General features: G+C 70.3%; 17 protein-coding genes. 7 read left to right on the top strand and 10 right to left on the bottom strand.

Annotation, left to right across the window (positions count from 1 at the left end; translation table 11 throughout):
* Window positions 1-2 precede the first annotated feature (2 nt).
* A complete protein-coding gene (locus E1202_RS23270) occupies window positions 3-695 on the bottom strand; it encodes a histidine phosphatase family protein (protein ID WP_132685259.1) in 693 nt (230 codons plus the stop codon).
* An 86-nt stretch (window positions 696-781) separates the two neighbouring features.
* Between E1202_RS23270 and E1202_RS23275 the strand changes: the two genes are divergently transcribed.
* On the top strand, window positions 782-1,669 hold the full coding sequence (locus E1202_RS23275) for an enoyl-CoA hydratase-related protein (RefSeq protein WP_132685260.1): 888 nt from the start codon (window positions 782-784) through the stop codon (window positions 1,667-1,669).
* Window positions 1,670-2,077: 408 nt separating this feature from the next.
* Here the strand turns inward: E1202_RS23275 and E1202_RS23280 are convergent, their stop codons facing one another.
* Window positions 2,078-2,692, bottom strand: coding sequence for a LysE/ArgO family amino acid transporter (locus tag E1202_RS23280; RefSeq protein ID WP_132685261.1), 615 nt, complete (start codon window positions 2,690-2,692; stop codon window positions 2,078-2,080).
* Between the two features lie 66 nt (window positions 2,693-2,758).
* On the opposite strand from E1202_RS23280, the gene E1202_RS23285 reads away from it, so the two are divergent.
* Entirely contained in the window at window positions 2,759-3,643 is an 885-nt protein-coding gene (locus E1202_RS23285) for a LysR family transcriptional regulator ArgP (RefSeq protein WP_132685262.1), read from the top strand.
* On the opposite strand, the gene E1202_RS23290 is transcribed toward E1202_RS23285, so the two are convergent.
* Window positions 3,640-4,440 carry a crotonase/enoyl-CoA hydratase family protein gene (locus tag E1202_RS23290; protein ID WP_235878929.1) on the bottom strand — a complete coding sequence of 267 codons (801 nt, stop codon included), beginning with the start codon at window positions 4,438-4,440 and terminating at the stop codon, window positions 3,640-3,642. The two genes, E1202_RS23285 and E1202_RS23290, sit on opposite strands and share 4 nt — an antisense overlap.
* Window positions 4,441-4,632: 192 nt before the next feature.
* Here E1202_RS23290 and E1202_RS23295 point away from each other — a divergent pair, with 192 nt between their 5' ends.
* Window positions 4,633-6,384 (top strand): acyclic terpene utilization AtuA family protein, encoded by a 1,752-nt coding sequence (locus E1202_RS23295; RefSeq protein ID WP_132685263.1) that lies wholly within the window; start codon window positions 4,633-4,635, stop codon window positions 6,382-6,384.
* A 225-nt stretch (window positions 6,385-6,609) separates the two neighbouring features.
* Complete coding sequence (locus tag E1202_RS23300; RefSeq protein ID WP_132685264.1) at window positions 6,610-7,320, top strand: TetR/AcrR family transcriptional regulator; 711 nt, start codon at window positions 6,610-6,612, stop codon at window positions 7,318-7,320.
* Window positions 7,321-7,333: 13 nt separating this feature from the next.
* On the opposite strand, the gene E1202_RS23305 is transcribed toward E1202_RS23300, so the two are convergent.
* Window positions 7,334-7,987, bottom strand: coding sequence for a GntR family transcriptional regulator (locus E1202_RS23305; protein WP_132685265.1), 654 nt, complete (start codon window positions 7,985-7,987; stop codon window positions 7,334-7,336).
* Between the two features lie 128 nt (window positions 7,988-8,115).
* Here E1202_RS23305 and E1202_RS23310 point away from each other — a divergent pair, with 128 nt between their 5' ends.
* A complete protein-coding gene (locus tag E1202_RS23310) occupies window positions 8,116-9,348 on the top strand; it encodes a PAS domain S-box protein (RefSeq protein WP_132685266.1) in 1,233 nt (410 codons plus the stop codon).
* Here E1202_RS23310 and E1202_RS23315 read toward each other — a convergent pair.
* Together E1202_RS23315 and E1202_RS23320 are read right to left on the bottom strand one after the other, a co-directional pair.
* On the bottom strand, window positions 9,345-10,703 hold the full coding sequence (locus tag E1202_RS23315) for a dihydrolipoyl dehydrogenase family protein (RefSeq protein WP_165943958.1): 1,359 nt from the start codon (window positions 10,701-10,703) through the stop codon (window positions 9,345-9,347). The genes E1202_RS23310 and E1202_RS23315 overlap by 4 nt on opposite strands.
* A gap of 56 nt (window positions 10,704-10,759) precedes the next feature.
* The gene (locus tag E1202_RS23320) at window positions 10,760-11,692 is read right to left on the bottom strand and encodes an alpha/beta hydrolase (RefSeq protein WP_132685268.1); all 933 of its coding nucleotides are present in this window, start codon (window positions 11,690-11,692) and stop codon (window positions 10,760-10,762) included.
* A gap of 354 nt (window positions 11,693-12,046) precedes the next feature.
* Here E1202_RS23320 and E1202_RS23325 point away from each other — a divergent pair, with 354 nt between their 5' ends.
* Both E1202_RS23325 and E1202_RS23330 read left to right on the top strand, forming a co-directional pair.
* Window positions 12,047-13,927 (top strand): 2-oxoacid:acceptor oxidoreductase subunit alpha, encoded by a 1,881-nt coding sequence (locus tag E1202_RS23325; RefSeq protein WP_132685269.1) that lies wholly within the window; start codon window positions 12,047-12,049, stop codon window positions 13,925-13,927.
* Window positions 13,924-14,985, top strand: a complete 1,062-nt coding sequence (locus E1202_RS23330) for a 2-oxoacid:ferredoxin oxidoreductase subunit beta (protein ID WP_132685270.1) — start codon at window positions 13,924-13,926, stop codon at window positions 14,983-14,985. Before E1202_RS23325 ends, E1202_RS23330 begins: the two co-directional genes overlap by 4 nt.
* 70 nt (window positions 14,986-15,055) lie before the next feature.
* On the opposite strand, the gene E1202_RS23335 is transcribed toward E1202_RS23330, so the two are convergent.
* From E1202_RS23335 to E1202_RS23350, 4 genes are all read right to left on the bottom strand, one after another.
* The gene (locus E1202_RS23335; RefSeq protein WP_132685271.1) at window positions 15,056-16,600 is read right to left on the bottom strand and encodes an acetolactate synthase large subunit; all 1,545 of its coding nucleotides are present in this window, start codon (window positions 16,598-16,600) and stop codon (window positions 15,056-15,058) included.
* A 72-nt stretch (window positions 16,601-16,672) separates the two neighbouring features.
* A complete protein-coding gene (locus tag E1202_RS23340) occupies window positions 16,673-17,509 on the bottom strand; it encodes an alpha/beta fold hydrolase (protein ID WP_132685272.1) in 837 nt (278 codons plus the stop codon).
* 70 nt (window positions 17,510-17,579) lie between these two features.
* Window positions 17,580-18,605, bottom strand: coding sequence for an aldose 1-epimerase family protein (locus E1202_RS23345; protein WP_132685273.1), 1,026 nt, complete (start codon window positions 18,603-18,605; stop codon window positions 17,580-17,582).
* Between the two features lie 8 nt (window positions 18,606-18,613).
* Window positions 18,614-20,356, bottom strand: coding sequence for a glycoside hydrolase family 2 protein (locus E1202_RS23350; protein WP_132685282.1), 1,743 nt, complete (start codon window positions 20,354-20,356; stop codon window positions 18,614-18,616).
* Between the last annotated feature and the right edge of the window lie 7 nt (window positions 20,357-20,363).

The raw sequence follows: 20,363 nt of genomic DNA on the forward strand, positions 1-20,363 counted from the left end.
CATCAGCTCAGGGCGGCGGGCTCTTCGTCCAGCCCGCCGTCCAGGTGCGCGGTGTCGTTGAACCGCCGCACGATCCAGCGTCCGGCGGTCACCACGACCTGCGAGATCGAACCGTTGCTCGCCCCGAGGAACGCCATCGGATGGCTGCCGCTGGCGATGGACATGATCTCGCCGATCACGCCGCCGTGGGTGAACACGGCGATGCGCTCGTCGGGGTGGGCGGCGGCGAGCCGGCCGATCGCTCCGGCGACGCGACCGCGCAGCGCCTCGGCGGGTTCGGCACCGGGGATGACGTCCCACCTGCCCTCGCTGTGCATCCGCTGGATGACCGGGTCGTTCTGGGCGACCTTCTGCCGGAACAGCCCGCCTTCGAACTCGCCGAGGTGGACCTCGCGCAGGTCCTTCTCCTCCTGCGGGACCAACCCGAGCCTGGCGGCCAGGGGAGCGGCGGTCTCGGTCGTGCGACGGAGGTTGGTGACGTAGAGGGCGTCCAGTCGTTCGTCGGCGAGTCGCCGGCCGACGCGCTCGGCGTGCACCCGGCCCGCCGGGGCCAGTTCCGGATCTCCCTGCCCGTCGACGAGGTCGAAGGGCCTGTCCGGGACCGCAGGCGCGGACTCGCCGTGCCGGACCAGCAGGATGTCGGTGGCACCGGCGGGCGGTGTGAACGCGGACTGCCGGTACTCGACGTCGGACATGGTGCCCCGCTTTCTGCACTCGTGCTTGCATCACGGACTTTTCCACTGCGCAAGGTCGTTTTCAAACCCGCGAAACGGATGGTGCGATGACGTACACCGAGATCGGATACGAGGTCTCCGAGGGGATCGCCACGATCACCCTGAACCGCCCGCAGAAGCTCAACGCGTTCACCCACGTGATGCGCGGCGAGCTCATCGGCGCCTTCGACGCCGCGGAGGCCGATGACGCGGTCCGCGCGGTCATCGTGACCGGTGCGGGCCGGGCGTTCTGCGCCGGCGCGGATTTGAGCGCGGGGGAGGACACCTTCAACGGCGAGAACAACGACGTGCGGGCCCACGCCCACCGCGAACTCGGCGAGGTCGACGGGGTTCCGCGCGATGGTGGCGGCACGGTCGCCCTGCGGGTGGCGGCGATGCGCAAGCCGGTGATCGGCGCGTTCAACGGTGCCGCGGTGGGCGTCGGAGTGACCATGACGCTGCCGATGGACATCCGCATCGCCGCCGAGAGCGCCAAGTTCGGATTCGTGTTCACCCGCCGGGGAATCCTCCCCGAGGCGGCCTCGTCCTGGTTCCTGCCGAGGGTGGTCGGCATCTCGCAGGCGATGGAATGGGCCGCTACGGGACGTCTCTTCGACGCCGCGGAAGCGCTGTCGGGCCGCTTGGTGTCCCGGGTGGTCGCCGACGACGAGCTGATCCCCACCGCCCGGTCGATCTGCCGAGAGATCGCCGAGAACACCTCGGGGGTCTCGGTGGCGGTGGCCCGCCAGCTCATGTGGGGAATGCTCTCCGCGTCGTCGCCGTGGGAGGCGCACCGGTTGGATTCCAAGGGCATGAACGTGCTCGGCGCCGGGGCGGACGCGGCCGAGGGGATCGGTTCGTTCCTGGCCAAGCGTCCTCCGGAGTTCCCCCTCCGGGTGAGCCAGGACTACCCCGAGTTCATGCCGGAGTGGCCTGCTCGCCCGGAGGGGGTGTGAGCGCCCGCTTCTTCCCACTCTGCAGTTGTCAAGCACCATGTCGCCGGGAGCACCGGCCAAATGAGGATCGATGAGGTCTAGGACGCTCGGGCATCAGCGCGTGCGGGGCGGTGGCTCTCGGGCCACGGCCCGGCAGCGTTGTCCGACATGGGTATGAGCCCCATGTCGAAGCGAATGACGTGCTTCGGAAACAGAGTCCGGCTTCAGGTAGCCGAACAGTGGTGAAGTGCGCAGGATTTCATCAGAGGTGGACGAGGAGGCTCGGGTGATCCCTGTCGAACGCATGTGTCAATGGTGCATCTCGGCGTTCGAAAGTGCGAGCGAGAAGCGCCTACACGATCAGGTGGTCAGGCTCGAAAGCCGCTGCAAGACAACACCATCAAGTGACCATCTTGGTGAATCCAGAGGTCACGCGCCTGCCAGCAGGCTGGTCCCCAACGACACCATCATCACCGCGATCACGCCGTCGAGCACGCGCCACGAACCCGGGCGGGAGAAGAACCCGGTCAGCAGTCGCGCCCCGAACCCGAGGGCGACGAACCACACGCAGCTGGCCGCCAGCGCACCCGCTCCGAACTCCCACCGCATCGCGCCGTAACCGGCCGCCACCGACCCGATGAGCAGGATCGTCTCCAGGTAGGTCTGCGGGTTCAGCCACGTCATGGCCAGGCACGTCAGCGCCGCCCGCTTGCGCGATCCCGTCTCGCCGGTGCCGGCGTCGAGGCCGGACGCGGGGCGCAGCGCCCGCCGGGCGGCGAGGATCCCGTAGCAGAGCAGGAAGCAGCCGCCGACCACCGTGCACAGGGTGAGCAGCGTGGGCGAGCTGGTCACCAGCGTTCCGAAGCCGCCCACTCCCAGGGCGATGAGGATGACGTCCGAGACGACGCAGATGGTCACCACCAGCAGCACGGCGTGCCGTCGCAGGCCTTGGCGCAGCACGAAGGCGTTCTGGGCTCCGATCGAGACGATCAGGGACATGCAGGTCGCGAAACCCGCGGACATCGGGAGCAGGGCGTTTGCCATGCGACCGACGCTAGGGCCCGATCGACGGACAGTACAGCTAAAGATTCTGAACTACCATTAGAGAATGTGAATCTCGATCTGCCCCTGGAGCACGTCCGGACGCTGCTCTCCGTGGTCGACGGCGGCACGCTGGACGCCGCTGCCGCCGCGCTGCACGTGACGCCGTCGGCGGTCAGCCAGCGGCTCAAAGCTCTCGAGCAGCGCACCGGGCGCGTCCTGCTGATCCGCAGCAAGCCGGTGCAGCTCACCGACTCCGGCCAGGTCGTGGTGCGCTTCGCCCGGCAGCTGGCGCGGATGGAGGGCGACGTCGCCGCCGAGCTCGGCATGTCGGGCAGCGGTGCGCCGAACACACTGCCCATCGCGGTCAACGCCGACTCGCTGAGCACCTGGTTCGTGCCGGCTCTGGCGAGGGTTCGCGAGGACCTGGGGATCTGCTTCGAGCTGCACCGCGCCGACGAGTCGCACACCACGACGCTGCTGCGGGAAGGCCGGGTGATGGCGGCGGTGACCTCGACCCCGGACCCCGTCCAGGGCTGCTCGGTGCGCCGGCTCGGGCACATGCGCTACCTGGCGTGCGTGGCTCCGGGGCGGAAGGGGGAGCGGTCGCTCGCGCAGGTCCTCGACGAGGTGCCGGTGCTGATCTTCGACAGCCACGACGATCTGCAGGACGCCTTCGCGCGCACGATCAGCCGAGGTCGGGGCGCCGGTGGCCCCCGGCATTTCGTCCCCTCCTCGGAGGGGTTCGTCGAGGCCATCGTGGTGGGCCTCGGCTGGGGGATGGTTCCGCGGGTGCAGGCCGATCCGCTGCTGAGGTCCGGTGCGCTGGTCGACATCGCACCGGACCGCGGCGTGGACGTGCCGCTGTACTGGCAGCAGTGGAAGCTCGACTCGCCCGCGCTCGCTGCTGTGGCGGACGCGGTGCAGGCCAGCGCCGCGAGCGACCTGGACTAGGCCGGGTCGGCGAAGTGGGGGGTGCGCTTCTCCAGGTTCGCCGAGATGGCCTCCAGCTGGTTCGGCGTCCCGATCAGCGAGTGGATCGCGACCTGCTCGGCTTCGAAGCCCTCGTCGAGCGGGATGCGCCCGGCCAGGTCGAGCAGCCGCTTGGACTCGCGGATGGCCTGCGGGCTCTTGCCCGCGATCTCCCGCGCCAGCGCCAGGGCGGCCGCGTGCGGGTGCTCCTCGACGCGGGTGGCCAGCCGCAGTGCGACGGCCTCCTCGCCGCTGACCACGCGGCCGGTGAACGTCAGCTCCTTGGCGACATCGCGGCCCACAAGCTCCGGCAGCACCTGGGTGCCGGTCATGTCGGGGTTGATGCCCCACTTGATCTCCAGCACCGACAGCCGGGCGTCCGGGGCCACCAGCCGGATGTCGGCGCCCAGCGCGATCTGCAGCCCGCCGCCGTAGGAGACGCCGTGCACCGCGGCGATCACCGGCTGCGGCAGCAGCGTCCAGATGTGCACCGCCTGCTGCGCGAGGGCCTTGGCCGGGCCGTCGGTCTCCAGGCGCGGCGGGCGGGCGCCCTCGGCCATCTCGCCGAAGACGCTGAAGTCCAGCCCGGCGCAGAACCCGCGCCCCTCGCCGGAGAGCACGACCGCGCGCACGCTGGAATCGGCGCGCAGCCGTTCGCCGGTGGCGACGAGCTCCTCGAACATCGCTTGGTCGATGGCGTTGAGCTTGTCGGGGCGGTTCAACCGCACGTCGGCCACTCCATCGGTGACGGTGCAGCTGATCCGCTCTGCTGTCGACACGGGCTCTTCCTCCAGGCAGGGTTGCGAAAACCGCGCGCTGCAGGGCGAAACCGTGCACGGCGGAACTTAGCGAACGTTAAGGGCCGCGCGTGCGCGCAGTCAAGATCGGGCCCCGGCCGCGTTCTTGTGCTCGTCGCCTCACTGTGCCTAGCGTCACCGACGAGTTCGCCGACCCAGGATGAGGTGGGATCTATGGCTGGGCCGATCCGGATCGCAGGGTTCTCGGGCTACTTGGGAGACAGGCGCAGCGCGCTCGACGAGGCGATGGCGGGAGATCCGGTCGACGTCCTCATCGGTGACTACCTCGCCGAGTTCACCCTCGCGATGCTCTCCGCCCGGCACCGCAACGACCCGTCGCGCGGCTACGTCGAGTACTTCCTGACACAGCTGGAACCGCACTTGCCCGCCATCGCCGAGCGCGGCACGCGAGTGGTCGTCAACGCGGGCGGGTTCAACCCGGCGGGGCTGGCCGAGGCGGTCCGGCGCCTGGTCGCGGAAGTCGGAGCGGACCTGCGGGTCGCCCACGTCGAGGGCGACAACGTCCTGCCGAAACTGGACGAGCTGCAGTCCGAGGGGCACGACCTGGCCGGCATGGACACCGGCGAACCGCTGTCGAGCTGGCGAGCGCGGCCGGTCGCGGCCAACGCCTACCTCGGCGGCTGGGGCATCGCCGCCGCGCTGCGCGCCGGAGCCGACGTCGTGGTGTGCGGGCGGGTCACCGACGCCTCCCTGACCGTCGGCCCCGCCGCCTGGTGGCACGAGTGGGAGCGCACCGACTTCGACCGGCTCGCGGCGGCCGTCGTCGCCGGGCACATCATCGAGTGCGGGCCGCACACGACCGGCGGCAACTTCTCCGGCTTCGCCGAGATCCCCGGCGTGGCCGCACCCGGCTTCCCGATCGCCGAGATCGACTCCGACGGAACGACCGTCATCACCAAGCACTCCGGGCACGGCGGAGCGGTCACAGTGGACACCGTGACCGCGCAGCTGGTCTACGAGATCCAGGGCCCGCGCTACCTCAACCCGGACGTCACCGCGCACCTGGACACCGTGCGGCTGAGCGAGATCGGGCCGGACCGGGTGCAGCTGTCGGGCACCACCGGCTCGCCGCCACCGCCGACGACCAAGGTGGCGCTGTTCGCGCCGATCGGCCACCAGATCGTCACCACCCTCTACGCCACAGGTCTCGACATCGAGGAGAAGGTGGCGTTGATCCGCGAGCAGGCCGCGGCGCTGCTGGACGACTCCGAGGCCGAACTGGACGTCTCCGCGATCGGTGTCGCCGCTGCGGATCCGCAGCGGCAGTGGGACGCCACCGTGCAGGTGCGGATCATGGCCACCGCGGCCGAGCGCGAACCGCTGCAACGGCTGGTCTCCGGTGTGGGTCAGCTGTACCTGTCGAGCATCCCGGGGTTCTTCACCGACACCGCCGCTCGGCAGGCGGCGACACCGAGCACGCGCATCGACTACTGGCCCGCGCTGCTGGACGTCGGGGCGGTCGGGCACGTCGTGGTCCTCGAGGACGGATCCCGCATCGAGATCGAACCTCCCGCGGTCGTCGAAAAGCCCGCCCAGCCGGAGCATTCAGAACCGCCGCCGCTGGAACCGCGTGCCACTCGGCGTGCACCGCTGGGTCGCGTCGCGCACGCCAGGGCGGGGGACAAGGGCGGCAACAGCAACGTGGGACTGTGGGTGTCAAACCCGGACGCCTGGCCGTGGCTGCGGAGCCTGCTCACCGCCGATGAGCTGCGCCGGCTGATGCCGGAGGCCGAGGGCTTGGAGATCGTGCGGCACGAGTTCCCGAACCTGCGCGCCGTCCACTTCGTGCTGCGCGGACTGCTGGGCACCGGTGGGTCCAGCAACCTGCGCGTCGACCCGATCGGCAAGGCAGTGGGGGAGTTCCTGCGCGCCCGGCTGGTGGACGTGCCGGAGGAGCTCCTCTAGAACTCGCCGTCGGGGCCGTGCGGTAATATGCGTATGCCGCACGCAATAGGGGATTGCGAAGCGATGGGGTCGGGGCGGTTCGGCGGCATCGGCTGGGGGTGATGCCGCCGAACCGGACTCGCGAAGATCTCCGAACACGCCGTGCAGAACACGGGTTGTTAACCCGTTCGGCGTAGCCTCTACGCGCGACGCAGACGCCGACGTCGAGCACGAGGATGGACAGCGATGACCGATCGACACGTCCAGCCCAGTGGCGCTCAACTGCTCTGGGGCGACAGGAGCCGCCCACCGCGCGGACCGAAACCCACGATGAGCCTGCCGCGCATCGTCGAGGCCGCGGTCCGGCTCGCCGATTCCGAAGGCCTGGAAGCGCTGTCGATGCAACGGCTTGCCGGCGAACTCGGCGTCGGCACCATGTCGCTCTACCGCTACGTGCCGAGCAAGGACGAGTTGACCAGCCTGATGCTCGACACGGCCATCGGCGCTCCACCGGACATCGGCGAGCGGACCGGGTGGCGCAGTGCGATGGAAACCTGGGCCCGCGCCAACGTCAGCGTCTTCGAACGGCACCCGTGGGCGCTGGCGCTGGTGACCCGACCGCGGGTGATGGGGCCGAACGAGGTCGGTTTCCTGGAAGCGGGGCTGGCGGCACTGCGCGGTACCGGCCTGGAACCCGCCGACATGCTCAACATCGTGCTGCTGGTCAACGGTTTCGTGCGGGGCAGCGCCCCCTTCGTGGCCGACCGGGGTTCCGACGGGCCGCAGATGATCAGCGCGGCGATGCTGGCCGAGTTCGGTCAGCAGGAGGCCTTCCCGACGGTCTGCGAGGTCATGGCCGCGGTGGCCCAACGCCGCCCGCGCAAGGCCGACGTTCCGTTCGAGTACGGATTGCGCCGAGTCCTCGACGGCATCGCCGCCCGCATCGACTCGCTCTAGCGCCGCGAAGACGTCAGCGCGCTGAGGGGATCGCGGCTCCGCAGGTGGCGGGGACCGGGAGCACCGGCCTGTTGCGGTGCGCGTCCATGATCGAGATCGCGGTGGCCGTCTCGCCCTTGCGCAGCGCGTCGATCAGCATGCGCTGCTCGCGCACCAGCCTTCGCCGAGTGCCCTGGTCGTAGAAGTGGACCGAGCGGTAGGGCTCGGTCATGGTCCATATTCGCTCGATCTCGTCGACGATCAGGTCTAGCCGGGAGCTCCGGAAGATGACGAAGTGGAAGTCGTGGTCGAGCTCGGTCATCCGCAGGACGTCGGTGGCCTCGGCGGCGGCCTCGATGCTCCGGTTGAGCTCGCGCAGGTCGACCAGCTGCGCGTCGCTGAACTGCGGAACCCGGCGCAGCACCGTGGACTCCAGCGCGGCGCGCATCAGGTAGGACTGCTGCAGCTCGTCGGAGGACAGCCGGGTCACCGTGTAGCCCACGTTCGGCTGGTGGCGCACGACGCCTTCGGCCTCCAGCGACTTGAGGGCTTCCCGGATGGGAACCCGGCTCATCCCGAGTCGTTCGGCCAGCGCCTCCTGGCGCAGGGGCTGTCCCGGAAGCAGTTCCTGACTGCGCAGCATCCGCCGGATCTGATCGACGGCGCGCCCCACCGAGGTTCCCGCCATTGCACACGCTCCGCGCTCGACTGGATCGGTGCCGGGATAGTAACGCACCGTGTTCGGAGTCTTACGCGGAGATGTGGTCTTCGTCAGTCGATGCGTGCCCGGTGCGCGGCGGCTATCGTGCGTTTCGTATGTCCAACTCCTCACCACCGGGCGGAAACGCTGCGCCGAACCCCTGGCAGCCGCTCTTCGAACAGGCTGCGGCAGCCATGGCGATCATCGACTTGCAGGGCAAGTACCTGCACGTCAACGATGCGTTCTGCACGATGCTGGGTTACCGCCCGGAGGAGTTGGTCGGTCGCGACTACCGCAGCGTCACGCACCCCGATGACATCGACGCCGGTGGGCCGATCGAGTCGGACGTGCCGCTGGAGAAGCGCTACATCCGCTCCGACGGGACCGTGATCTGGGTGCTGGTCTCGCGCTCGTTCATCCGGGACGCCCTCGGTGCCCCCGTCTACTTCCTCTCCCAGAGCCAGGAGATCACCAGGCGCCGCGAGGCCGAACTGCTGTGGCAGCGCAGCTTCGCCAACGCTCCGATCGGCATGGCGCTGCTGGACCTCAAGGGGTACTGGACCGAGGTCAACGACACGCTCTGCGACATGCTCGGCTACAGCCGCGAGGAAATGCTCGGCAAGCACTTCAGCGAGGTCACCTTCGAGGACGACGACGATCGCGGACGCGCGGCGCTGGAGGATCTCGTCAACGGCGTGGTGGAGAGCGTCAACATCGAGAAGCGCTACCGGCGCAAGGACGGCCACGCGATCTGGATGCTGATCCGCGCCACCGCCGTCCCCGGGGCCAGCGGGAGGCCGGCCTTCGTGGTCAGCCAGTACGACGACATCGGCGAGCGCCGCCTCGCCGATGCGCGCCTGGCGCAGCTCGCGCTGCACGACCCGCTCACCGGGCTGGCCAACCGCACGATGCTGGCCGACCTGATGGACCTGGGGCTCAGGCGGCTCGCCCGGGGAGACGGGATGCTCGCCGTCATCGTGGCCGATCTCGACGAGCTCAAACCGCTCAACGACCAGTACGGCCACCTGATGGGGGACAAGATGATCATCGCCACCGCCCACGAGCTGCAGGAGGCGGTCCCGGGAGGCGACGCGGTCGCGCGCCTCGGCGGCGACGAGTTCGTCGTGGTGGGTCTGGTCGAGAGCGCAGCCGAAGCCGCCGCGCTGCGGGACCGCATCGAACAGCGCCTCAACCGGGAGGTGACGGTGAGCGGAACGACCCTGCGGCTGCGCACCAGCGTCGGGCTCGCCGTCACCACCGATCCGCACGCCACCCGCGACGAGTTGGTGCACGCCGCGGACAAGGACATGTACGAACGCAAGCGCCGGCGGGGCGCGGCCCGCGACTAGCCGGCGGCGAGCTCGTCGAGAGCGGGTTCGATCGCCCGGTGGAACGTGGGGTAGGCGAAGATCATCTCGCTGAGCCGGGCGATGGGGACCTCGGCGTGCACCGCGACGGCCAGCGCGCCGATGATCTCACCGCCGGACGGGCCGACGGCCGTGGCACCGACCAGAACACCGCGATCGCCGTCGGCGACCAGTTTCACCAGTCCCTCGTTGCCGACCTTATGGATGAAACCCCTGGTCGATTCGGGCAACCGGGAGATCGCGGTGCGCACCCGGTCGAGCTCGGCGACGGCTCGGATCTCGGTCAGCCCGACCGCGGCGACCTCCGGATCGGTGAACGTCACCGACGGCATCGCGCGGTAGTCGGCGGGGGTGACCTGCTCGCCGAGGATGTCGGCCGCGGCGATCCGCGACTGGTAGACCGAGGAGTGGGTGAAGGCTCCGTGCCCGGTCACGTCGCCGACCGCCCAGACGCCGTCGGTGGCGCGCATCCGGCCGTCGACGGAGATCGTGCGGGCGGTGTCGTCGAGGCCCACGGTCGCCACGCCGAGCGCGCCCAGATCCGTGCGCCTACCGGTGGCGACCAGCAGGTGATCGGCCTCGAACTGCTCGCCCTCGGTGGAGATCTGGAAGCGCCCGTCGTGGGACACCTGCTGCACGGCATCGCCGACCCGGACGCGCACCCCTTCTGCCAGCAGGCGATCGGTGATCACCTCGGCGGCCTCCGGCTCGGACAGCGGGAGCAGTTGCGACTGCGCCTCGATGACCGTGACCTCGCTGCCGAACCGGGCGAAGACCTGTGCGAACTCCAGCCCCACGGGGCCGCCGCCCAGCACGACGAGGGACTCCGGGACCTTCTCGATCGACACGGCCTCGCGGTTGGTCCAGAACGGAGTGCCGGCCAGGCCCTCGATCGGGGGGACGGCCGGTTCGGTTCCGGGGTTGAGCACGATGGCGCGCCGGGCCCGCAGCACCTGCTCGCCGACCGTCACCTCACCGGGCGCGGTGATGCGCCCGACGCCGCGCACCAAGCGGCCGCCGGTGCCCTCGAACCGGCGGACCGCGATCTCGTCGTTCCAGCCGGTCGTGGCCTCGTCGCGGATGCGGGCGGCCACCGGGGACCAGTCCGGCCGGAGGGTCGACGACCCGGCCAGCTCCCCCACGCGGCGAGCTTCGCCCAGGGCGTCGGCGGCGCGCACCATGATCTTGGTCGGGATGCACGCGTAGTACGGGCACTCGCCGCCCACCAGACGGGACTCGACTCCGACCACCGACAACCCGGCACGTGCGAGCCGGGCGGCCACGTCCTCGCCACCCGGCCCCATGCCGATCACCACGACATCGACCTCGTCGGCCACCTGGCCCACCCCCGCTCTCGTCTCGTCCCCAGCGCACCACTGGAGGCGCGGGAACGCTAGCCGAGCGCTGTGCGCAGCACCGCGTAGACCTCGCGCATCGCCTCGGCCGCGACCGGCATCGCCGCGGCGTCGGGGGCGAAGCCGTGGAACAGGCCGGGGCAGTGCTGGGTCGAGGTCGGCACACCCGCTTCCTCGAGTCGCTCGGCGTAGCGCCTGCCCTCGCTGCACAACGGGTCCATGCCGGCGGTGAGCACGTGCGCGGGCGGCAGGCCGGTGAGGTCGTCGGCGCGCAGCGGCGAGGCGTGGGGGTGGTCGCGGACCTCCAGGTCGGGGGCGTACTCGTCCCAGAACCACATCATGTGCTGCTTGGTCAGCAGGCAGTCCGGCCCGCTGTCCACGTAGGACTGCGTGGTGAAGTCGTGGTCGGTGACCGGGTAGATCAGCAGCTGGAAGGCCACCTCGGGGGTGCCGCGCTCCTGGGACTGCAGGCACGTCACCGCCGCGAGGTTGCCGCCTGCGCTGTCGCCGGCGACGGCCAGCCGGGAGGCGTCGCCGCCGAGCTCGGCGGCGTGGGCGGCGGCCCACACGGTCGCGGAGTAGGCGTCTTCGACTGCGGCGGGGTAGCGGTGCTCGGGTGCGAGCCGGTAGTCGACCGAGATCACGATGGCCCCGACCTCGTTGGCCAGCGAGCGCGCGAGGCCGTCGTGGGACTCCAGGTCGCCGAAGACCCAGCCGCCGCCGTGGAAGTACACCAGCAGCGGAAGGCCGGTCCCGGGGCTCGGCCAGTAGATCCGCACCGGGATCTCCACGCCGTAGGAGCCGGGGATCAGCCGGCCCTCGACGCGTTCGACCGCTTGGCGCGGCCGGTCATCGCCTCTGGCCGCTGAGAGCCTGCGGGCCGTCGCGGCGTCGGTCACCTCGCCGCCGAGGTCGGGGAACAGCTGCTTCGCCTGTGCGACGAAGGGTTCGGCTTCCGGATGCAGCGGCATGGTGTCCTCCACGGGCAGGCTCGATCGGACTTGTAGTCCGGTTTGAGATGTAATCCGACCCGGCCCCGGGTGGGCATCGGCCAGTTGAGCGATCGTTTTCCCGCATCTTGGGAAGCGGTCATCGTGTGGCAGATCACAAATTTGTCGATGAGCAGCCCGTAGCGTCCGTTCACCTCCCGGTTGCACCATCGATACAGGTACTCCTGCCTGCGCGGAGATCTGGAACTGGATCGTTCCGCGCAGAGGATCGCGCACGGTGGTCGCCAAGATCGACTCCGTGATCGCGGCCACTCCCGTACCTGTATCGTTCGCCACAGGACGAACGTTGCCTGCAATTGAAGGGGAACGGATCAATTGGGTGCGACGAACGGACACCGGACGAACGGGACCCGGAAGCTCAACAGGGTCGTGATTCGCTTCGCCGGTGACTCCGGTGACGGCATGCAGCTGACCGGCGACCGGTTCACCTCGGAGGCCGCGGCCTTCGGGAACGACCTGGCCACGCTGCCGAACTTCCCGGCCGAGATCCGGGCCCCCGCAGGCACGCTCCCGGGTGTGTCGAGCTTCCAGCTCCACTTCGCCGACTACGACATCCTCACCCCCGGCGACCGGCCGGACGTGCTGGTGGCGATGAACCCGGCGGCGCTGAAGTCGAACCTCGGCGATCTTCCGCATGGTGGGATCCTGATCGTCAACACCGACGAGTTCACCAAGCGCAACCTCACCAAGGTCGGCTACGAGGGCGACCCGCTGGAGGGCGAGGTCCTCGACGAGCTCTACGCGGTGCACCGCGTGGCGATGGGGACGTTGACCCAGGGCGCGCTGGCGGACACCGGGTTGGGGAAGAAGGACGCCGAGCGCTGCAAGAACATGTTCGCGCTGGGGCTGCTGTCGTGGATGTACCACCGGCCGACCGAGGGCACCGAGCGGTTCCTGCGGGAGAAGTTCGCCAAGAAGCCCGACATCGCCGAGGCCAACGTGCTGGCGTTCCGGGCGGGCTGGAACTACGGCGAGACGACCGAGTCGTTCGCGGTGACCTACGAGGTCGCCCCGGCCAAGCTGCCGGAGGGCACCTACCGGCAGATCACCGGCAACACCGCCCTGGCCTACGGGATCGTGGCGGCCGGGCAGCAGAGCAAGCTGCCGGTGTTCCTCGGGACGTATCCGATCACCCCGGCCTCGGACGTGCTGCACGAGCTGGCCAAGCACAAGAACTTCGGCGTGACCACCTTCCAGGCCGAGGACGAGATCGCCGGTGTCGGCGCCGCTCTGGGTGCCTCCTTCGGCGGTTCGCTGGGCGTGACGACCACGTCCGGACCGGGCCTGGCGCTGAAGTCGGAGACGATCGGCCTCGCAGTGGCGCTGGAGCTGCCGCTGCTGGTGTGCGACATCCAGCGCGGTGGCCCGTCGACGGGTCTGCCGACCAAGACCGAGCAGGCCGACCTGCTGCAGGCGCTCTACGGCCGCAACGGCGAGTCGCCGGTGCCGGTGCTGGCACCGTGCTCGCCTGCGGACTGCTTCGAGATCGCGCTGGACGCGGCCCGCATCTCGCTGGAGTACCGTACGCCGGTGCTGCTGCTGTCGGACGGGGCGATCGCCAACGGGTCCGAGCCGTGGCTGATCCCGGACGTGACGTCGCTGCCGGACCTGAGCGTGGAGTTCGCCACCGAGCCCAACGCCACCGACGGTTCCGGCGAGTTCTGGCCCTACGTGCGCGACGAGGAAACCCTCGCCCGCGACTGGGCGGTTCCGGGCACGCCGGGGCTGGAGCACCGGGTCGGTGGTCTGGAGAAGGCCGACGGCAAGGGCAACATCTCCTACGACCCGGACAACCACGACCACATGGTCCGGTTGCGGCAGCGCAAGATCGACGGCGTGAAGGTCCCGGACCTCACCGTCGACGACCCCTCCGGCGAGGCCCGCGTGCTGGTGCTGGGCTGGGGCTCGTCGTTCGGGCCGATCGGTGCCGCGTGCCGCCGGGTGCGGGCGCAGGGCCTGCAGGTCGCGCAGGCGCACCTGCGGTACCTCAACCCGATGCCCGCGAACCTCGGTGAGGTGCTGCGCGGCTACGACCGGGTGATCGTGCCGGAGATGAACCTCGGCCAGCTGGCGATGCTGCTGCGCGCCCGCTACCTCGTCGACGTGCAGTCCTACACCAAGGTCGCAGGCCTGCCCTTCCAGGCCGAAGAACTGCAGAACGTGCTCACCGATGTCTTGCAGGGGGTGTCCGCGTGACCGCCACCGAGCTGGGAATGCCGTCGCTCGGCGGACTGGCCGGGGTGCCGGCCGCCGATGCGCCGCAGAAGGCCAAGGACTTCAAGTCCGACCAGGAGGTCCGCTGGTGCCCGGGGTGCGGCGACTACGTCGTGCTCAACGCGGTGCAGAGCTTCCTGCCGTCGTTGGGGCTCAAGCGCGAGAACATCGTGTTCGTCTCGGGCATCGGCTGCTCCAGCCGGTTCCCGTACTACATGAACACCTACGGGATGCACTCCATCCACGGACGTGCCCCGGCCATCGCGACGGGTCTGGCGACCTCGCGGCCGGACCTGTCGGTGTGGGTGGTCACCGGTGACGGCGACGCGCTGTCCATCGGCGGCAACCACCTGATCCACGCGTTGCGCCGCAACGTGAACCTGAAGATCCTGCTGTTCAACAACCGGATCTACGGGCTCACCAAGGGCCAGTACTCGCCGACCAGCGAGGTCGGCAAGGTCACCAAGTCGACCCCGGCCGGTTCGCTGGACTACCCGTTCAACCCGGTGTCGCTGGCCCTGGGCGCGGAGGCCTCGTTCGTGGCGCGGGTGATCGACTCCGATCGCGCGGGCGTCACCGAGACGCTCAAGGCCGCCGCCGAGCACCGGGGCAGCGCGCTGGTGGAGATCTACCAGAACTGCCCGATCTTCAACGACGGCGCCTTCGACGTCCTCAAGGACAACGAGGAGAAGGAGCGCCGGATCGTCTCGCTCGCCCACGGCGAGCCGATCGTGTTCGGACCGGAGGACGAGCGCTACGGCGTCGTGCAGGGGCCGGACGGGCTCCGCGTCGCCAAGCTGTCCGAAGTGGACTCCGCCGACGTCGTGGTGCACGATGCCGAGCGCGAGGACCCGTCGCTGGCCTTCGCCCTGTCCCGCCTCGGCGGCCAGGACCTCAGCCCGGCGATCACCGGCGTCTTCCGCAACACCGTCCGCCCCACCTACGACGACCTCGCCCGCGAGCAGGTCGCTCAGGCGGCGGATTCCAAGCCCGCGGACCTGCAGAAGCTGCTCCACGGCAACGACACCTGGACCATCTGAGGCGAGCCCGATGACGTGCGAAGAGCCCCACCGAGCGGTGGGGCTCTTCGCACGTCGACTCCTCAGCGGGTCACAGGACCGCTTCGATGAGGTGCGGGCCCGATTCGGTGAAGGCGCGGCTCAGGGCGGCGCGGAGTTCCTCGCCGGTGGTGGCGCGGGTGGCGTCCACGCCGAAGCCCCGGGCCAGCTGCAGCCAGTCGAGGGCCGGATCGGCGAGGCTGGTCATCGACGCCGCGGCGGCGCCGGGATCGTCGATGCCCGCGCGCCGGAGCTCCTCGTCGAGGATGCGGTAGCGCGAGTTGGAGCAGATCACCGTGGTGACGTCGAGCTTCTCGCGCGCTTGGGTCCACAGAGCCTGGACGGTGTAGGCGGCGCTGCCGTCGGCCTGCAGGTTGATGACCGCGCGGTCCGGGCAGGCGATCGCGGCACCGGTGGCCACGGGCATCCCCATGCCGATGGCACCGCCGGTCTGCGAGAGCTCGCAGTGCGCGGGCGCGGCGTCGGCGATCGCGGGATAGGCCGCCGAGGACGAGACGCCCTCGTTGACGACGATCGCGTTCTCGGGCTGGGTCAGCACGATCGCCGCCGCGATCGCGTCCGCGTCCAGCGCTCCCGTCGGGGCCGCCACCTCGGGACGCTTGGCCTGCGGGAGCTTCTCCGCCGCGCTGTCGGTGGCTTCGGCGAGCGCGGCCAGGGCGTTGAGCGCGTCGACGTCGGCATCGGCCAGCTCGTGGACCTTCACGCCGTCGGGCAGCGGATGGCTGGGCTGGCCCTTGTAGCCGAAGAACGACACCGGCGTGCGGGCCCCGACGAGGATGAGATCCGAGAATCCCTCGAACGTGGCGCTCATGGCCTCCGGGAAGTAGGGCAGCATCCGCACCGGAGGAATCTTCGGACCGCGTTCGACGCGGGCGCTGCCGCGCTCGGCGAGCACCTCGCCACCGGCCTTCGTCGCGATGCGCACGGCGGTGCGGATGGCCTCGGGGTTCTCCAGAGCCTGCCCGCCCAGCAGCAGCACGGGCCGGCGTCCGGACGAGAGCACCTTGGCGATCTCGGCGATCCGCTGCTCGTCCACCTGCGGGCGGTCGGGTGCGGCGGGAACCTCGACGGGCATGGAGCCCTGGCCCCACATGTGGTCGGCCGCGGCGATGAGCGTCGCGGGCAGCCGGTCGCGCAACGCCGCCAGGTACGCCTCGGCGAACTCGCCGGCAGCGGTCGCCGCCGACGTCGTGCGCCCCACCCAGCCCGACACCGGACGCGCCAGCGACTCGATGTCGCTGTTGAGCGGGGCGTCGGCCGACTGGTGCCAGGACGCGTGCTCACCGATCAGGTTGATGATCGGGGTGCGAGCACGACGCGCGTTGTGCAGGTTCGCGATGCCGTTGGCGAACCCCGGCCCGAGGTGCAGCAGCGTGAGCGCGGGCTCGGAGGTCATCCGGCCGTAGCCGTCGGCCGCACCGGTCACCACGCCCTCGGACAGCCCCAGCACCGCGCGCACCCCGGCTTCCTGGTCGAACGCCTCGACCAGCGGGATCTCGGTGGTGCCGGGATTGGCGAAGCAGATGTCGACACCGGCGGCGGCTGCGGTGGCCAGCAGACCTTCGGAACCCTTCACGAGCACTCCTACGGCGCGTCGGAAACCCGGACCGATCTCATGCTCACCGCCCGGACGATGACCGGCAAGACGTCACTCGGGGTGCGCGAGCAGGTGCTGCAGCAGCAGCCGGGTCAGCGACTCGGGCGCCTCCTCGGGGATCCAGTGCGAGACCTCCTGCAGCATCTCGAACCGGTAGGGGCCGGTGACGTGCTGCTCGGTGGCCAGCGCGGCGGTCGACCCGACGGCGACGTCCTCGGTGCTCCACACGAACAGGGTCGGCACGGTGATCGGGCCGATCTCCTCGTTGAACCGCGACGCCCGGTACCAGTTGAGCGCACCGGTGAGCGCGCCCGGCTCGGTGAGCCGCTGCACGTAGTCGTCGACGTGGTGCTCGGGAACGCCGGGGTAGTAGATGCGGCGCAGCTTGGCGGCGTTGTCGGCCAGCAGCGTCTTCTCCGCCGTGGAGGAGCGCAGCGCCTGCATGTAGGCCGAGCGCTGCTGCTGGTCCTCGTCCTCGCGGACCGCCTGGGTTAAGGCGTCCAGGTGCGGGATCGACACCGCCGTGAGCGTGCGGATCCGGTCGGGGTGCTCGGCCGCGACCGACCACGCCACCGCCGCGCCCCAGTCGTGCCCGACCAGGTCGAAGCGGTCCCAGCCGAAGTGGTCGGCGATGGCCAGCACGTCACCGACGAGCTCGCTCATGCGGTAGTCGGCGACCTGCTCCGGGCGCACGCCGGGGGAGTAGCCGCGCTGATCGGGTGCGACGGCGAAGCACTCGGCGCCACCGAGGACGCCCAGCTGCTCGCTCCACTCGACCGCCGCTTCGGGGAAGCCGTGCAGCAGCAGCACCGGGCGCCCTTCCTCGGGGCCCGCGGTCAACGCGTCGAACTTGCCTGCCGGCGTGGGGATCTGGATGTATTCGGCCACGGGACACACCCTAACGGTCATCCGGGGGTGGAGGTTCGCGCTGGAACCTCCACCCCCGAACGGCAGGCGGTCACCCGGCGAGGCGGTAGCCCCAGCTGCCGGTGTGGGTTTGCCCCGGCTGCAGGACGATCAATCCGTCACCGGTGACGAAAGCGTTGGGCGCCAACGTCATCGGCTCCACGGTCAGCCCCGCCCGGCCCGGCCGGTCGGTGCTGGGATCGTCGTCGGTGTAGACCTGCAGGTACCGGTGGGTCCCGTCCACCCACAGCTCGACGTCGACGTCCGGCCGCCCGAAGCGCACCACCGCTTCACCGCCCGCGTGGTGCAGGCCGGTGAAGGCGGTGTCCATCTCGGTGTCTCCGATGGGACGGGCGGTGCGGAAGTCGTAGTCGGTGCCCTCCACCTGCGCGGTGCCGGTCGGGATGAGCCGGTCGTTGACCACGTAGTAGGTGTCGGCCGGGATCTCCAGCACGATGTCGTCGATCCGGGTGCCCGGAGCCGCCGCCAGGTAGGTGTGGTTGGCGGTGCCGAACGGCGCCGGGCCGCGCCCGACGTTGGTCGCCGACAGGGTGCTGGAGAAACCGCGGTCGTCCACCCGGTACTCGATGCGGAACGCCAGCTGGAACGGGTAGCCGTAGTCCGGCGGCAGGACGTGTTCGAGCACGACCGCATCGGCGCGGTGGTGCACCGGCGACCACTCCACGAAGCTCATCAGCCCGTGCAGCGCGGCGTCGCGCTCCGGTTCGTTGATCGCGACCTGCAGCTCCTGGTCCTCGAAGGTGTAGGCGCCGTGGTCGATCCGGTTGGCCCACGGCAGGATCGTCTTGCCCTGGTACCCCTCGCCGACGTCGTCGGGGTCGTGGGTCAGCAGCATCTCCTGGCCGTCGGCCTTCCAGGACAGCATCGAGGCGGCCACGCCGCCGACGACCACCCGCTGCTTCCCGGCGCCGATCTCGTAGAGGTGGCCGCTGGCGGTCGGGGGACCGCCGGGCGCGGCGTGCGCGACCCCGGGCAGGGCCGCCATCGCACCGGCCGCTCCTGCCGCTCCTGCCGCCCCCAGCAGCGCGCCACGTCTGTTGATCTTCGTTGATCTCATCGGTCTCCTCACCGGCTTCCCGCCTCGATGGCGGCGGTGTTGTGCGCGCGCACGGAGGCCACGTCCGGCTTCATGATCTGCCGGTCGTAGGTGAGGAAACCGTTGACCTCGTTCTCCACGTCGGTGGTCTGGGTGTAGATCGCCGCCGACAGGCCGTTGGCCCCGATGATGCGCGCCAGCTCGTCGCTGACCTCGCCGTAGCGCTGGGTCAGCTGCTCCCTGCTCTCGGTCATCTCGTACGCGCTGGGTTCGCCGGGCCACAGGTGGCCTTCCTCGGCCAGGCCCAGCCCGCCGTACTCGCCGTCCACGATCGCCCGGCCGTCCTTCACCGTCGGCGCACCGGGGCCCACGTAGGTGTGGTCGTCGTAGATGTCGCCCGCGCCGCTGTCGGGCAGCGAGTAGCAGCAGTTCACCCCGCTGGAGGGGTTGATCAACCGGGTCGGGTCGGTGCGCCGGGTCAGGTCGGTGATCTCGGCGGTGTCGAACTCGCCCCAGCCCTCGTTGAACGGCACCCACGCGACGATCGAGGTCGAACTCCGCAGCTGGTCGATGATGTCGACCCACTCGGAGCGGTAGTTGGCCTCCATCTCCTCCGTCGGCGGCGGGCTTTCCTCCGGCGGGATGGCCAGGTCGATCGGCAGCGACGGCATGTCCTGCCAGACCATCAGGCCGAGCTTGTCGGCCCAGTAGTACCAGCGCGCCGGTTCGACCTTGACGTGCTTGCGGACCATGTTGAAGCCCAGTTCCTTGGTCTTGTCCAGGTCGAAGCGCAGCGCCTCGTCGGTCGGCGCGGTGTAGATGCCGTCCGGCCAGTAGCCCTGGTCCAGCGGACCGTGCTGGAACACGATCTTGCCGTTGAGGGCCATCCGCGGCCGGCCCTGCTCGTCGTTGACCAGGCCGGTCGTGCGCAGGCCCGTGTAGCTGCCGACCTCGTCGAGCACGGCTCCGCCGGCGCCCAGCAGCCGCACCGTCAGGTCGTAGAGGTACGGGTCGTCCGGGGTCCACAGGTGCGGTTGCGGGACGTCGACGCGCACCGGCTCGCGTGCCGGGCCGCTGGTCCTGGTGACCTCGTTGCCCTCGGCATCGCGCACCGCGATCTCGACCTGCTCGCCGTTGCCGGCGGCGGCGTCGGCGGTGAGGCCGAAACCGGTCAGGTCGGGGGTGATGTCGAGCCCGGTGATGTGCGCCGGGGCGACGGGTTCGAGCCAGACGGTCTGCCAGATGCCGGAGGCGCCGGTGTAGAGGATGCCCCCGGGATCGTTGCGCTGCTTGCCCACCGGGTAGGGCTGGGTCTCGTTGCCGTCGGAGACGGCGACCGTGAGCCGCTGGGGCGCACCGGGCGTCACGGCGTCGGTGATGTCGGCGGAGAAGGCGGTGTAGCCGCCTTCGTGCACGGCGACCTGCTTGCCGTTGACCGAGACCTCCGCGCGCTGGTCGACGGCGCCGAAGTGCAGGATCAGCCGCTGGCCGGACCAGTCGGCGGGCACGTCGAAGGTGCGCTCGTAGAGCATCTGGTCGTCGTGGCGCTGCACCCCCGAAAGCCCGGATTCCGGCGGGTAGGGGACCAGGATCTGCTCGGTGGCGTTGTCGCCGCCGGTGTAGTCCCAGAGGCCGTTGAGGTTCAGCCAGCGCTCGCGGGTCAGTTGCGGGCGCGGGTACTCGGGCAGGGCGTTGTCGGGGCCGACCTGGTCGGTCCACGGGGTGGTCAGCGGTGGTGCCTCGGGTTGCCAGGCTGGTTCGGGTGCGGCCATCGAAGCG

It is taken from the genome of Saccharopolyspora karakumensis (assembly GCF_004349225.1).
Classification (GTDB): domain Bacteria; phylum Actinomycetota; class Actinomycetes; order Mycobacteriales; family Pseudonocardiaceae; genus Saccharopolyspora; species Saccharopolyspora endophytica.

Excerpts from the sequence above, each read along its gene's own strand:
- E1202_RS23270 (WP_132685259.1), bottom strand. The coding sequence starts at position 695 with ATGTCCGACGTCGAGTACCGGCAGTCCGCGTTCACACCGCCCGCCGGT.
- E1202_RS23320 (WP_132685268.1), bottom strand. The coding sequence starts at position 11,692 with ATGCCGCTGCATCCGGAAGCCGAACCCTTCGTCGCACAGGCGAAGCAG.
- E1202_RS23295 (WP_132685263.1), top strand. The coding sequence starts at position 4,633 with ATGGCTGGGCCGATCCGGATCGCAGGGTTCTCGGGCTACTTGGGAGAC.
- E1202_RS23300 (WP_132685264.1), top strand. The coding sequence starts at position 6,610 with ATGACCGATCGACACGTCCAGCCCAGTGGCGCTCAACTGCTCTGGGGC.
- E1202_RS23345 (WP_132685273.1), bottom strand. The coding sequence starts at position 18,605 with ATGAGATCAACGAAGATCAACAGACGTGGCGCGCTGCTGGGGGCGGCA.
- E1202_RS23280 (WP_132685261.1), bottom strand. The coding sequence starts at position 2,692 with ATGGCAAACGCCCTGCTCCCGATGTCCGCGGGTTTCGCGACCTGCATG.
- E1202_RS23350 (WP_132685282.1), bottom strand. The coding sequence starts at position 20,356 with ATGGCCGCACCCGAACCAGCCTGGCAACCCGAGGCACCACCGCTGACC.
- E1202_RS23305 (WP_132685265.1), bottom strand. The coding sequence starts at position 7,987 with ATGGCGGGAACCTCGGTGGGGCGCGCCGTCGATCAGATCCGGCGGATG.
- E1202_RS23310 (WP_132685266.1), top strand. The coding sequence starts at position 8,116 with ATGTCCAACTCCTCACCACCGGGCGGAAACGCTGCGCCGAACCCCTGG.
- E1202_RS23275 (WP_132685260.1), top strand. The coding sequence starts at position 782 with ATGACGTACACCGAGATCGGATACGAGGTCTCCGAGGGGATCGCCACG.